This is a genomic window from Mitsuaria sp. GD03876, from assembly GCF_029840635.1.
In the GTDB taxonomy this organism is placed as follows: Bacteria; Pseudomonadota; Gammaproteobacteria; order Burkholderiales; family Burkholderiaceae_C; genus Roseateles.
In genome coordinates, this window is record NZ_JAOCCU010000003.1 from 26,524 (window position 1) to 39,897 (window position 13,374).

General features: G+C 70.0%; 15 protein-coding genes. 7 read left to right on the forward strand and 8 right to left on the reverse strand.

The features are described 5' to 3' along the window. The first annotated feature begins 159 nt into the window (after positions 1 to 159). From N5D62_RS02835 to N5D62_RS02860, 6 genes are all read left to right on the forward strand, one after another. Positions 160 to 726, forward strand: a complete 567-nt coding sequence (locus tag N5D62_RS02835) for a hypothetical protein (RefSeq protein WP_279755967.1) — start codon at positions 160 to 162, stop codon at positions 724 to 726. Between the two features lie 7 nt (positions 727 to 733). Then, entirely contained in the window at positions 734 to 1,129 is a 396-nt protein-coding gene (locus tag N5D62_RS02840; RefSeq protein ID WP_279755969.1) for a hypothetical protein, read from the forward strand. A 75-nt stretch (positions 1,130 to 1,204) separates the two neighbouring features. Then, complete coding sequence (locus N5D62_RS02845) at positions 1,205 to 1,687, forward strand: hypothetical protein (RefSeq protein ID WP_279755971.1); 483 nt, start codon at positions 1,205 to 1,207, stop codon at positions 1,685 to 1,687. Between the two features lie 2 nt (positions 1,688 to 1,689). After that, on the forward strand, positions 1,690 to 2,619 hold the full coding sequence (locus tag N5D62_RS02850; RefSeq protein ID WP_279755972.1) for a DUF2145 domain-containing protein: 930 nt from the start codon (positions 1,690 to 1,692) through the stop codon (positions 2,617 to 2,619). A 272-nt stretch (positions 2,620 to 2,891) separates the two neighbouring features. Further along, positions 2,892 to 4,076 carry a glycerophosphodiester phosphodiesterase gene (locus N5D62_RS02855; RefSeq protein WP_279755973.1) on the forward strand — a complete coding sequence of 395 codons (1,185 nt, stop codon included), beginning with the start codon at positions 2,892 to 2,894 and terminating at the stop codon, positions 4,074 to 4,076. A 76-nt stretch (positions 4,077 to 4,152) separates the two neighbouring features. Beyond that, positions 4,153 to 5,259, forward strand: coding sequence for a hypothetical protein (locus N5D62_RS02860; protein WP_279755974.1), 1,107 nt, complete (start codon positions 4,153 to 4,155; stop codon positions 5,257 to 5,259). Between the two features lie 36 nt (positions 5,260 to 5,295). On the opposite strand, the gene N5D62_RS02865 is transcribed toward N5D62_RS02860, so the two are convergent. Further along, positions 5,296 to 6,048 (reverse strand): MBL fold metallo-hydrolase, encoded by a 753-nt coding sequence (locus N5D62_RS02865; protein WP_279755975.1) that lies wholly within the window; start codon positions 6,046 to 6,048, stop codon positions 5,296 to 5,298. Between the two features lie 153 nt (positions 6,049 to 6,201). Continuing rightward, positions 6,202 to 6,885 (reverse strand): ion channel, encoded by a 684-nt coding sequence (locus N5D62_RS02870; RefSeq protein WP_279755976.1) that lies wholly within the window; start codon positions 6,883 to 6,885, stop codon positions 6,202 to 6,204. 167 nt (positions 6,886 to 7,052) lie between these two features. On the opposite strand from N5D62_RS02870, the gene N5D62_RS02875 reads away from it, so the two are divergent. Then, entirely contained in the window at positions 7,053 to 7,271 is a 219-nt protein-coding gene (locus N5D62_RS02875) for a hypothetical protein (RefSeq protein ID WP_279755977.1), read from the forward strand. Between the two features lie 33 nt (positions 7,272 to 7,304). On the opposite strand, the gene N5D62_RS02880 is transcribed toward N5D62_RS02875, so the two are convergent. The 6 genes from N5D62_RS02880 to N5D62_RS02905 form a co-directional block, all read right to left on the reverse strand. Then, positions 7,305 to 8,231: a DMT family transporter gene (locus tag N5D62_RS02880; protein ID WP_279755978.1), complete on the reverse strand. Its 927-nt coding sequence runs from the start codon at positions 8,229 to 8,231 to the stop codon at positions 7,305 to 7,307. Between the two features lie 86 nt (positions 8,232 to 8,317). After that, the gene (locus N5D62_RS02885) at positions 8,318 to 8,980 is read right to left on the reverse strand and encodes an amino acid ABC transporter permease (RefSeq protein WP_279755980.1); all 663 of its coding nucleotides are present in this window, start codon (positions 8,978 to 8,980) and stop codon (positions 8,318 to 8,320) included. A gap of 124 nt (positions 8,981 to 9,104) precedes the next feature. Then, entirely contained in the window at positions 9,105 to 10,121 is a 1,017-nt protein-coding gene (locus tag N5D62_RS02890) for a cytochrome d ubiquinol oxidase subunit II (protein WP_279755982.1), read from the reverse strand. Further along, complete coding sequence (locus N5D62_RS02895; protein WP_279755983.1) at positions 10,118 to 11,476, reverse strand: cytochrome ubiquinol oxidase subunit I; 1,359 nt, start codon at positions 11,474 to 11,476, stop codon at positions 10,118 to 10,120. The genes N5D62_RS02890 and N5D62_RS02895 overlap by 4 nt, the downstream gene beginning before the upstream one ends. A gap of 156 nt (positions 11,477 to 11,632) precedes the next feature. After that, the gene (aqpZ, locus tag N5D62_RS02900) at positions 11,633 to 12,313 is read right to left on the reverse strand and encodes an aquaporin Z (protein WP_279755984.1); all 681 of its coding nucleotides are present in this window, start codon (positions 12,311 to 12,313) and stop codon (positions 11,633 to 11,635) included. A gap of 85 nt (positions 12,314 to 12,398) precedes the next feature. Next, the gene (locus N5D62_RS02905; RefSeq protein ID WP_279755987.1) at positions 12,399 to 13,322 is read right to left on the reverse strand and encodes a LysR family transcriptional regulator; all 924 of its coding nucleotides are present in this window, start codon (positions 13,320 to 13,322) and stop codon (positions 12,399 to 12,401) included. Positions 13,323 to 13,374 lie beyond the last annotated feature (52 nt).

The following is a 13,374-nucleotide window of genomic DNA, read 5'->3' on the forward strand; positions in this document are numbered from 1 at the left end:
CGAACTTCCATGATTCATGTCTGTATGCGTCGGGGGACCGGCCTACTGGAACCGGTATCCCCCGACGATGCGCTCTTCCGAGGGAGTGAACCCGGCCTCGCTCATCACCAAACTGCAGGGCATTCGGGATGTCTTTGCAGTGGCGAAAGGATGAATGCGATGAGCGCGTTGTTGAAGGAAGTTGTTGGAACGGACGCGATGGCCGGCGCCCCGGTCGACGACCGTTTGCCGGTGGTTGCGCCGGGTGCCTGGTCGGACGGCGTGGACACGCTGGTCCATCTATTGCGGCATCCGGAGCTGGCCCATACCTGGCCGTTGTGCGATCTGCCGGTCGACAACACGGAGCCGGTCGACTGGCGGAGGATTGCCCAACAGTTCAACGATTTCTTCGAACAAAGGCAGTTGCGCTGTGTCGAGACCTACGTGAGGGTGCGAATGGCCATGGCCGTTCTGACGCTCAACGATGTCTCCTTGTGCCGAGGTCCGGTGGAGATCCGGTTCTGGGAGGACGAGTGCTGCTCGCCAAACATCACCCTGGAACTGACCATCGATGCCAACAGCTATCGCACGTCGCAGCTCAACGAAGACTTGGGCCGGCTGATCTGCGCCTGCCACTTTCCGGGTTGCGGCGTGATCGTCCACTATCGGTCCGCGCATCCTCATGACCCCGCGGACTGGCCGCCCCGTCGTCCCTGGCTCGAAGGGGACGAGGACGATGAGGCGTGAGGTCGCCATGAAGGTCACGGCAAAACTGCTTCGACGCGACGTCGAAGACCTGGCCAAACATGCCAGTACCGAGGCGCGCCGGCGCGCCGCTGTCTCGCGCGCCTACTACGCGTCGTATCACCGCTGCCTGCGATGGGAAGGGTTGCTCCCCTACAAGAGCGAATGCCAGGCGCAAGGTGGCGTCCACGCACGGCTGATCGAGCGGCTGAAGTGGCCGCATCCGTTTTGCGGTCGCGCGCTCATGGAGCGCTCCGAGTCGCTTGGCAAGCTGCTAGAGAAGCAACGGCGGCTCCGGGTGCTTGCCGACTACATGCTGGGCAGCACGATCGACGGTGCGCACGTGGAGGACCAACTCCAGGCTGTGCAACAGGTGTTCGAGCACTGCGCCGACCCGCACACCTGAAAGTCCGTCATCCCCTATGCTTGCGCCGTCCCGCCGCCGCCTCGCGGCCGGACCCACTTGCACATGGACGGTCTTATGCGCCACAGCTTTTCCCGGTCTTCCCGCGTCTCCCTGATCGCCGCCGCCGCGGCCGCGCTGGCGGCCTTCGCCATCGCGCCGGCGCATGCCGACAGCATCGCCACCTCGGCCTCCAGCGCCGGTTCGGTCTCCTCGCGCCAGCTGTCCGACTCGATCGGCCAGTCGAGCGACAGCTCCAGCCGGGATCGCAAGGTCGCCGAGGGCGAATACAAGGTGCTGGCCGTCGAGGACGCCGCCGGCCGCCCCGACACCACGCGCCTGCGCCTGGAGCCGGTCCGCGCCGAAGGCGGCACCGAGTTCTTCCTCTACGTCCCCAAGCAGGCCATCGCCGGCCAGCCGCTGCGCGTCGGCGACCGCGTGCTCGCCCGCCAGCGCGACTACGGCTACGAGTTCGCCCGCGCCGAGAACCAGCAGGCCTTCCTGCTCGCGCTGCGCGACGACTGGCATCGCGAACTGGAATCGCATCCGGTCACCCTGTGACCGTGGACCGCCGGGCAGCCTCGCGACGGTGCCTGCCCGTCGCGGCGCTGCTGGCGACGCTGGCCGCGGTGCCGGCGGCGCACGCCGGCAACTTCTGCGACCGTCCCGCCGACATCAGCGCCACCGAGCAGGACCGCCAGCTCCAGGTGGTCGCGCTCGCGCGGCGGGTGCTCGAGGCCAGCGGCGTCTCCGCCGCGCTGGTGTCGCGGTCGGGCACCGACCTGAGCCGCTTCCGGCTCCAGTACTCCCACAGCGGCCTCGCGCTGAAGGACAGCCGCAACGGCCCGTGGTCGGTCCGCCAGCTCTACTACGCCTGCGACGAATCGCGCGCGAAGCTCTATGACCAGGGGCTCGCCGGTTTCCTGCTGAGCGCGGGCAACACCGACCCGGTCCGGCTCTCGATCGTCACCCTGCCCGATGGCGACGGCGAACGGCTTGCCGCTCGCGCGCTCGACAACCGGCTCGCGCTCGCGCTGCTGTCGTCGCGCTACAGCGCCAACGCCTATGCCTTCGGCACGCGTTACCAGAACTGCAACCAGTGGGTCGCCGAGCTGATGGGCTTCGCCTGGGCACCACGCGATGAGGCGCCCGTGCCCGAAGCGCCGACCCGCGCGCAGGCGCAACGCTGGCTGGGCGCGCTCGGCTACGACCCGGCGCCGGTGGTGGTGCCGTCGCACGCGGTCATGTTCGCCGCCCAGTTCGTGCCGCTGATCCACACCGACGATCACCCGGTGGACGACCTCTACGCGATGCGGCTGCGCGTCTCGACGCCGGATGCGCTCGAGGCCTTCGCCCATCGCCTGGTGCCCCGGGCACAGCGCATCGAGTTCTGCGCCTCGGCCCGCGAGGTCGTCATCCGCCGCGGCTGGACGCCGCTGCCGGCCGACTGCCGTCCGGGCGACGGCGACGAAGTCCGCGCCCTCGCGTCCTGAACGCCGCGCTCCGCCGGCGTCGGCGCGCCACGGCGCCGCGGACCGCCCCATCCCCTTCCCTGCCCCCGGCCTCCGCAACCGGCCCCCGCGTGTAAGACCTGTTTCAGGGGACTTCCGCCTCAGGGCTCATCATCAAAGGGTCATCCGCCGCGCTCTACCCTTCGGTCGCCTCACGGCCTCACGTTTTTCCCACGCGATCGTCACGCCGCCGCCACGCGCGCCGTGCCCGCCCGCGCCCGAACGACCCCACTCCGCCCGAAGGAGAGTTCCGCATGAAGCTGCTTCGCACCGTCCTGCTCGCCACCGTCGCCGCCTGCTCGCTGGTGGCCGGCGCGTCCGCCCACGACTGGCAACACCCGCCGCGCGCCAAGGAGCCGCTGCTGATCGCGCACCGCGGCGCCAGCGGCTACGTGCCCGAGCACACGCTGGCCGCGTACTGGCTGGCGATCGAGCAAGGCGCCGACTACGTCGAGCCCGACCTGGTGCTGACCAAGGACGGCGTGCTGGTGGCGCGCCACGAGAACGCGATCGCGATCCTGAACCCGGACGGCTCGGTCCGCGAGGCGACGACCGACGTCGCGGACCGTCCCGAGTTCGCGTCGCGCAAGGCGACCAAGTCGATCGACGGCGTCGCCATCACCGGCTGGTTCACCGAGGACTTCACGCTGGCCGAGCTCAAGACGCTGCGCGCCCGCGAGCGCATTCCGCAGATCCGGCCGGGCAACGCGCGCTTCAACGACATGTTCGAGGTACCCACCTTCGAGGAAGTGCTGCAGCTGGTGCAACAGGCCAACGAGCGTCGCCAGCAGGAAGCCAGGGACGACAAGGACGGCCGTTGGGGCCATGGCCACGGCCGCAAGGTCAAGCCGATCGGCGTGTATCCGGAGACCAAGCACCCGAGCTACTTCGCCGGCATCGGCAAGCCGCTGGAGGAGCCGCTGGTGCGCATGCTCAACAAGTACGGCTACCGCGGCGCGGACGCGCCGGTGTTCATCCAGTCCTTCGAGGTGGGCAACCTGCGCAAGCTCAACCGCATGACGCGCGTGCCGCTGGTGCAGCTGCTCAACGGCTCGGGCCAGCCCTACGACTTCACGCTGAGCGGCGACAAGCGCACCTACGCCGACCTGGCCAAGCCGGCCGGGCTGGCGGAGATCTCCAGCTACGCGCAGGGCATCGGCGCGAACACCAACCTGATGATCCCGCTGGTGGCGGGCCGGCTGGGCACGCCGACGACGCTGGTGAAGGACGCCCACGCGGCCGGGCTGGTCGTGCACGGCTGGACCTTCCGCGCGGAGAACAACTTCCTGCCCGACGAGTTCGACAGCAGCGCCGACCCGACGGCGATTGGCAATCTCGCCGGCCAGATCGAGGCCTTCCTCAAGCTCGGCATGGACGGCCTGTTCAGCGACCAGTCCTTCCTGGCGCGCAAGGCGATCGATGCGTATGTGAAGCGCTGAACGGCGCAGGGGGCAGGGCCGGGGTTGGCCAGGGCACTTCGCTAGACTCCTCCCCATCCCCCTGGAGCCCTTGCCCATGTCCGCCTCCGCGCCGCTGCTGCTGCCTCCGCCCGAGCTCAAGGGCGTCGACCAGGTCGTTGCCGATCCGCTGCGATTCAAGGCAAAGCTCGCCATCGGCGAGGCCGCCTACGCGTCGCTGCGCATGATCAACCGCGGCCGCGAGGTCTGGGACGTGCTCGGTGCCGCCGGCGCCGGCGCGGCCGTCGCCAAGACGGGGATGGTCGCGTCGCTGCTCGGCGCCTCCGCCACGCCGATCGGCTGGGTCGCGTTCGCCGCCCTCGCCTCCGGCGGCGCCTGCTACGGCATGTACCGGCTGCTCAGCTCGACCAAGGGCGAGCGCGTCATCGAGATCCCCAAGTACCTGAACACGCCGCTCGACACGCTGGGCCTGGCGCTGTTCGACCTGATCGCCCCGCTGTCGCTGCGGCTGGCCGCCGTCGACGGCGCCATCGAGCCCGCCGAGCGCCAGTACCTCGTCGACCACCTGATCGCCGACTGGGGCCTCAACCGCGCCTTCGTCGAACAGTCCGTCGACGCAGTCCAGGCGCGCCTGGCCGGCAGCGACCTCGAGGCCATGGCCGTCGAGGGCGCCCAGTTCCTGCACCTGAATCCGGATTGCAACCACGCCGCGATCGCCAAGGACCTCGGCGTGTTCATGCGCGGCATGCTCGAGGCCGGTGGTCCGCTCACGCCCGCCGAGACCGAGGCGCTGGACACCGTCGTGCGCCTGCTCGCGACCGCGCCGGCGGGCGAACTCTCCAAGCGCTGGAACCAGACGGTGACCCTCGCCGGCGGCGCCACCGCGCAGGCCTGGGGCGCCACGCGCAAGGCCGCCGACTGGACGCAGCAGCAGCTGCCGTCGGTCGACCAGGTCCGCGCCCATGCGGAAGAAGCGGCGACCCAGGCCGCCGAGGCCGCCCGCAAGGCCGCCACCTGGACCCAGGACCGCCTGCCCTCCGCCGAGCAGGTCCGCAGCACCACCGCCGAAGCGGCCGCCCAGGCGATGGGCGCGGCGAAGAAAGGCTTCGCCTGGGCCAAGGACCTGACCACCCGCGCCGCCGATGGCGCCGGCACCGGCGTCGACCGGCTGCTGCGCCGCGACGACCCGCCGTCCAAGGGCTGAGCGCGTCCCGCGCCAGCCCCGCCCGCTCGCGGGACCTCAGGGCAACGCGTAGTCGCGCTGCGAGACCAGGTCGATGCCGCAGCTCAGCGTCCCGACCCAGTCGATGAACTGCCGCACCGCCTCGCCGACCAGCGGCGCGCCGTGCTGCGGCACGATCATGCGGATCGGCAGCGGGCGCACCATCTCCGCCCACAGCTTCAGCACCTTGCCGCTGACCATGTAGCGGCGATGGAAGGCGGCCATCGACGCGATGTGCGGCCCCAGCTCGGCGATCGGCTTCCTGGGATCGACGCCGATCGACACGCCCAGGTCGCCCGAGAACAAGATCCCGCTGGCCGCGTCCCAGAACTGGAAGTTGCCCTCCGAATGCATGAAGTGCGCCGGCAGCGCGACCAGCTCGCTCGCGCCGACGGCGATGTGCATGCCGCGGTCCGGGATGCCGATGACGCGGCCCGCCGTCTTGCCCGGCTTGCAGAAATGCGGGACGAAGCGTTCCCAGATCGTCGAGATGTAGACCGGCGCCTCGGTCGCCGTCATCCAGCGGTCCAGCGACGCGATGATGTCCGGATCCGCGTGCGAGGCCAGGATCGCCGACAGCCGGTGCGGCGGGAAACAGCCCGTCATGCCGATGTAGAGGTCGTTGTAGGCCAGGTTGCCACCCGGATCGATGACCGCGCCGGTGGTGCCGTCGACGATCAGGAACTGGTTGGCCTGCACCCCGTCGTCATGGCTGAAGTCGCTGAACATCAGGCAGCGATGGCCGCCGCCGTTGAAGAGTTCCATCGGCATCGCCGCCTCCCTGCTCGCCGTGTCCGGCTGTGAAAAGCCGGCGACGATAGCGATGGACAGGAGCGCGTGGGCGCCCCGACGGGCGCGGTTTGCACGCGCGGCCTCCGGCCTTGATCGATCGCAAGCGCGAGGGCGCGAGGGCGCGAGGGCGCGTCAGTCCAGGTCCGACATCGCCCGCTTGCGGATCAGCGTCAGCCCGATCAGCCGCGACACGACCGCCGCCAGGTACATGACGCCGACGAACATCTCCACCGTCGTCACCGCCCGCGCCAGCGGCCGCACCGGGATCACGTCGCCGATGCCGGTGCTCGACAGCAGCGCGAAGCTCAGGAACATCAGCTCGGTCCAGGTGCGCGGGGACTGCGGGTCGACCGCGGCCGAGAAACTGCCCGGGTACACCGTCTGCACGACGACGAACACATGCGCGAAGCCCCAGGCGATCAGCGTGAAGGTCGCGCCGGCGGCGAAGAGCTCGTCGGTGGTCGCGTGCCAGTCGCTCATCATGTAGGCGATCAGACTGACGGCGGCATAGAAGTAGAACAGCGCCTCCAGCGCCGAGGACCAGGGCAGCAGCTCGTGTTTGCCCAGGAAGGCCTGCAGCAGCAGGAGCACGATCGCCGGCAGCGCGATCGTCGCGCTGATCCAGGTCAGGCCCGGCGTGCTGCGCACCATGCGGGTCGTGAAGATCAGCACCACGATGCCGAAGGCGCCCAGCGCCAGCGGGGCCGAGCGGCTCGTCTCCAGCAGCGGATACAGCAGCAGGCCGGCCAACTGGACCAGCAGCAGGATCGCGGAGGGATGGCGGCGCGTGAGGGCGAGGACTCGGAGCGGATGCATCGCGGCATTCTCACCGCGCGGCGGCGGCCCACGCCGGCATGCGGCGGCGTCCTACGTGCGGCGCCGAACACAAGCGCTTCAATGAGCCACCCCGGAACCGCGCCGGCCTCCCCTTGTCGCCGCGGATCCGAGGCCCCCTCACCGACAACATCCCTTTGGAGGACGCCATGGGTGGCATTCGACTTTTCGCCGTGATCCTGATCGTCGCCGGCGTGCTGGGCCTGGTCTACGGCGGCTTCTCGTACACGAAGGAGAACACCGCGGCCAAGCTCGGCCCGATCGAGCTCAAGGTCGAGGAGACCAAGCGGGTCAACGTCCCGCTGTGGGCCGGCGTGGCCGCGATCGCGGTGGGCGGCGTGATGCTGCTGGGCTCGGCCCGCAAGTAAGCCGACCGCCCGGCGGCGACACCTCGGGCCGGCTCAGCGCCGGCCGAGGTTCATCAGCGCCGTGCCCACGATCGCCATCGTGCCGCCGACCAGCAGCGACGCGTCGACGACCTCGCCCAGCCACATGGCCGAGAACACGACGCCGAACACCGGCACCAGCGTGATGTAGCCGGCGGCGGCGCCCGCACCCAGCGCCTTCACCCCATCGAAGTACCAGGCATAGGCCAGCGCGGTCGAGCCCACGGTGATGCCCGCCATGCACAGCCACGCGTTGCGCGGCGCGGCCAGCACGCCGGCCATGCCCGCCGTGCCGTCGACCGCCAGCGTCAGCACCAGCAGCATCCCCGCGCCGATGGCGGCGGTCACGGCGGTCGTCGTCAGCGCGTCCACGCCGGCCATCACCTTGCGGCCGATCAGCGTGTACGCGACCCAGCAGGCGACGCAACCCAGCAGCAGCACCTCGCCGATGCCGACCCGGCCGTCCAGCACATGCCAGGGCTCGCCCCTGGTGATGACGACCGCGGCGCCGACGGCGGCCAGCGCCATGCCCAGCCCGATGCGCTTGTTCAGGCGCTCATGGAAGATCCACGCCGCCAGCAGCAGCGTGATCACGGGATTCAGCGTGATCACCAGCGCGCCCTTGCCGGCCGGCACATGCTTCAGGCCGCTCATGAAGAAGGTCGCGTAGCCGAAGACGCCGAAGCTCGCGGCCAGCACCATGCCGGCCCAGCGTCTCGCGGTCCAGGTCCGCAGCGCCGAGAGCCGGCCGGTGGCCTGCAGCCAGACCATCAGGATCGCGCCGGCGATCAGGAAGCGGCAGGCGGCGGCGGCCAGCGGCGGCATCGCCTGCGCCAGCACCCGGCCCCAGGGCCACGACGCGCCCCAAAGCACCGCCATGCCGACCAGGCGCAGGTGCGTGGAGAGATGGGAAGGGGTGTGGGTCATCGGGGCGGCGCTCATGGGGACGAACTATCGCGGCGGGCTGTCCGGCGCGGGGCGATGCCCGCCCGCGCGGCGCGGGATGCCGGAAGCCACGGGGCCGCCGGTCAATGCGGGTACGCCATCCGCTTCTCCATCCACTTCTGCACCTGCTCGAAGGCGAAGCTCAGCAGCCAGTAGATCGCCGCGGCGGCCATGTAGAGCGGGAACGGCTGGAAGGTGGTCGAGATCACCTCCTTCGTCGCCAGCATCAGCTCCGTCACCGCGATCACCGACACCAGCGAGGTGTCCTTGATCAGCGAGATCAGGCTGTTGGACAGGCTCGGCACGGCGGCGCGCAAGGCCTGCGGGCCGACCACGTAACGCAGCGTCTGCCGGCGGCTCAGGCCCAGCGACGTGCCCGCCAGCCACTGCCCCTGCTCGATCGCGCCGATGGCGCCGCGCAAGGTCTCGCTCATGTAGGCGGCGACGTTCAGCGTCAGCGTCAGGACACCGGCCACCAACGGGGAAAACTCGATGCCGATGCTCGGCAGGCCGTAATACACGATGAACACCTGCACCAGCAACGGGGTGCCGCGCATCGCGCTCACGTACACGACCATCACCTGGTTCAACACCGGCAGCCGCAATACCCGCACCAGCGTGATCAGCGCCGCCAAGGGCAGGCCGAAGATCATCGCCATCACCGCGAACAGCAGCGTGTAGCCGGTGCCCTTCAACAGCACCGGCCAGGCCAGCTCGGCCAGGGAAAGCAACGACGGGAGGTCCATGGTGTTCTTCTTGGGAGGCGCGCCGTGGGCGGCGAAGGTGCGATGTTGCCATCGCCCTTCACTGCCGTCGTTGAGCGCGGGCTCTCGGGCACCTCCGTCGACTGCCGTCGTCGAGCGCTGGCAGTCAATACGCCAGCGCCCTGACCTTCCCCTTGAACACGCGATAAGAGAACAACGAGTACGCCAGGATCACCGGCATCGTCACCACCGCGCCCACCAGCATGAAGCGCAGCGACTCATCCGCCGCCGCGGCCTCCCACAGCGTGAGGCGGTCGATGACGACGAACGGATACAGGCTGTAGGACAGCCCGAAGAAGCTGAGCGTCAGCACCACCACCATCAGCGCGAACGGCGCCCAGCTGAGCTTGCCCAGCACACGGTGCGAGTTCAGCAACCCGCGCAACGCCGCCATCGCCAGCAGCGCCACCAGCGGCAGCGGCGCCAGCGCGATCAGCCCCGGCATGTCGAACCAGCGCGCGCGCACCGTCGGGCTCAGCCAGGGCGACGCGATCGACACCACGACCAGGCCCGCGACCACCGCCGGCCACGCCCGCTTCGCCCAAGTCACGGCGCGGCGCTGCAGGTCGTCCTCGGTCTTGATGAGCAGCCAGCCCGCGCCCAGCAGCGCGTAGCAGGCCGTCAGCGCGACGGCGATGCCCGCGGCGAAGACCTGCGCGGCGGCGCCGTCCTCGAAGCCGGTCACGTACCGTCCCAGCATCCACCCCTGCGTCAACGACGCCATCGCGGACCCGCCGGCGAAGGCCGCGTCCCACCAGCGCTTGTGCGCGGGGTCGCCCTTGGCGCGGAAATCGAAAGCCGCGCCGCGCAGGATCAGCCCGAGCAGCATCAGCACCACCGGCACATAGAGCGCCGTCAGCACCACCCCCTGCGCCTTCGGGAAAGCGATCAGCAGCAGGCCGACGGCCAGCACCAGCCAGGTCTCGTTGGCGTCCCAGAAGGGACCGATGGAGGCGATCATCCGATCCCGGTCGGCCTCCGTCGCCGATGCCGACAGCATCCCGACCCCGAGGTCGTAGCCGTCCAGCACGACGTAGATCAGCAGCGCCAAGCCCATCAGGGCCATGAAGATCACGGGCAGTGCGCCGCCCTCCCCGGCGTTCATCGTCGCGAGCGCGTTCATGCGAAGGTCCTCGAGATCACGGGCGCGGGGCCGTTGCCGGTCGCGGCGGGCAGGCCCTTGTCGGTCTTCTCCGCCATCCGCTTGATGGCGGCGATGTAGGCGATCAGCAGCGCCAGGTAGACGGTCGCGTAGCCGGCCAGCGACGCCGCGATCATCGACCCGGGGTTGTGCGCCGCCACCTCCTGCGTGCGCAGCAGGCCGTAGACGATGAAGGGCTGGCGGCCGATCTCGGTGACATACCAGCCGGCCACCGTCGCGATCCAGCCGGAGAAGGTCATGAAGGACAGGCCCCACAACCAGGGGCGCGGCAGCCGCTGCCAGCCCGAGTGCCGGTACACCCACCAGCCGCCCCAGGCGAACACCCCCATCAACACGCCCATCCCGACCATCACGCGGAAGCCGAAGAACAGCGGCTTGACCGGCGGGCGGGCGCCTTCGAATTCATCGAGGCCGCGGATCTCGCCGTCGGCGTCGTGGGTGAGGATCAGGCTCGCCAGCCGCGGAATGCCGATGGCGAAGCGGTTCTCCTTCGCCTGCTCATCGGGAACCGCGAACAGCAGCAGCGGCGCGCCGCGCTCGGTGGTCCACACGCCTTCCATCGCGGCGATCTTGGCCGGCTGGTGCTTGAGCGTGTTCAGCCCGTGCAAGTCCCCGGCCAGGAACTGCAGCGGGATCAGCACCGCCGCCATCGTCAGGCCCAGGCGCAGCACGCGCTTCGTCTCCGCCCGCTCGACACCCTTGAGCATCTGCCAGGCGCTGACGCCGGCAATGAGGAAGGCCGCCGTCAGCCCCGACGCGAGCAGCTTGTGGGCCAGCCGGTACGGGAACGACGGGTTGAAGACGATGGCCCACCAGTCGACCGCGTGCATCACGCCGTCGCGGATCTCGTGGCCCTGCGGCGTCTGCATCCATGAGTTCAGGCTCAGGATCCAGAACGCGCTGAGCGTGGTGCCGAAGGCCACCGTGGCCGTCGCGATGAAGTGCACGCGCGGGCTGACCCGCTCGCGGCCGAACAGCATGATCCCGAGGAACCCGGCCTCCAGGAAGAAGGCGGTCAGCACCTCGTAGCCGAGCAGCGGTCCGGCGATGTTGCCGGCGCGCTCCATGAAGCCCGGCCAGTTCGTGCCGAACTGGAAGCTCATCGTCACGCCGCTGACGACGCCCAACGCGAAGCTCAGCGCGAAGACCTTGGTCCAGAACTGGTAGGCCGCGAGCCACGCGGACTCGCCGGTGCGCCGCCAGCGCCAGAGCATGAAGAGCACGACCCAGCCCAGCGCGATCGTGATCGTCGGGAAGAGGATGTGAAAGGTGATGTTGAGCGCGAACTGCATCCGCGCAAGGATCAAGGCGTCCATGGCCGCGAAGTGTTGCGACTTCGGCCACGTCGCGGAAGGGACAGATCGTCCTAGGACAGAACGCCCTAGGACACATTGCCCTAGGACGATTTGCCCTCTCCGCTTCCCCCTCTCCCGCGCAGCGGGAGAGGGCCGGGGTGAGGGTCGTCGGGCGCCTCAGTCCTTCGACAACGCGCGGTACACCGCGCCGCCGATGACGCCGCCGACGATCGGCGCGACCCAGAACGCCCACAGCTGCTGCAGCGCCCACGGCTCGGCGAACAAGGCCACGCCGGTACTGCGCGCCGGGTTCACCGAGGTGTTGGTCACCGGGATGCTGATCAGGTGGATCAGCGTCAGCGCCAGCCCGATCGCGATCGGCGCGAAGCCGGCCGGCGCGCGCTTGTCGGTCGCGCCCATGATGATGAACAGGAACATCGCGGTCATCACCACCTCGCACAGCAGCGCCGCGCCCATCGCGTAGCCGCCCGGCGAGTGCTCGCCGAAGCCGTTGGACGCGAAGCCGCCGACGGTGAAGCCCGCCTTGCCGCTGGCGATCAGGTAGAGCACCCCGCCCGCCAGCGCGCCGCCGACGACCTGCGCCACGATGTAGGGCAGCAACTGCTTGCCGTCGAATCGACCGCCGGCCCACAACCCGACGGACACCGCCGGATTCAGGTGGCAGCCGCTGATGTGCCCGATGGCGAAGGCCATCGTCAGCACCGTCAGCCCGAAGGCCAGCGACACCCCCAGCAGCCCGATCCCCAGTTGCGGGAACGCTGCCGCCAGGACCGCGCTGCCGCAGCCGCCCAGCACCAGCCAGAACGTGCCGATCAATTCCGCGAGATATGCCTTCATCTCCAGCCTCCCAGGTTGCCTTGTGGCTGTCGATTCTGCGCAGTTCGCTAATCGGAGGCGAGTCCCCTGACACGGGGGCGCCGGTTCACCAGCCGCCGTCGTCGTCGCGGGCCTCGCCGCGGTGCGGCTCGAAGCGCTCGAGCAGGAAGTCCACCAGCGCGCGGGTCTTGGCCGAGAGCTGCGCGCGCGGCGGGTAGATCAGGTGGATGTCGGCGGCGGGCAGCTCCCAGTCGGCCAGCACCGGCCGCAGGCGCCCGGAGCGCAGCATCGGCGCGGCCTCCCACAGCGAGCGCATCAGCACGCCATGCCCGTCCAGGCCCCAGGCGAGCACGCTTTCGCCGTCGTTGGCGGCCAGCGGCCCGCGCACCTTCACCGTCTCCTTGCGCGTGCCCTGGCGGAAGTGCCAGGTGCCGAAGGTCTCGTCGCTCTCGCGGATGAAGAGGCAGGCATGGCGCGCCAGCTCGCGCGGCGACAGGGGCTCGCCGGCCCGCTTGAGGTAGGCGGGCGACGCGCACAGCACCCGCCGGTTGCGCGCGAGCAGCCGCGCGGTCAGCCGCGCGTCGGGCGGCTCGCCGACGTGGACCTCCAGGTCCAGGCCCTGCTCGATCAGGTTGACCGGCCGGTCGGTGAGCTCCAGTTGCACCTCGACGTCGGGGAACTTGCGCGCGAACTTCGACAGCGCCGGCGCGATGTGCTTGCGCCCGAAGCCGAAGCTCGCCGACACGCGCAGCCGGCCCTTGGGTGCTGCGCGGCTGCCGGCCACGGTGCGCTCCAGCGCCTCGAGTTCCTCCAGCACGCGCGTGCCGTCGACCAGGTAGGTCTCGCCCTCGGGCGTCAGGCCGATGCGCCGCGTCGTGCGCTGCAGCAGCCGCACGCCCAGCCGGCGCTCGATCGCCGCGAGCCGCTTGCTGACCGCCGGCGGCGTCACGCCCAGCTGCTGCGCCGCCGCCGCCAGGCTGCCCTGCTTCACCAGCAGCGCGAAAAAGGCCAGGTCGGAGAAGCCGTCCATTGATGAACCTCCGGAACGAAAGAACTGCCGAACCGGAAATTATGTTCGCCCA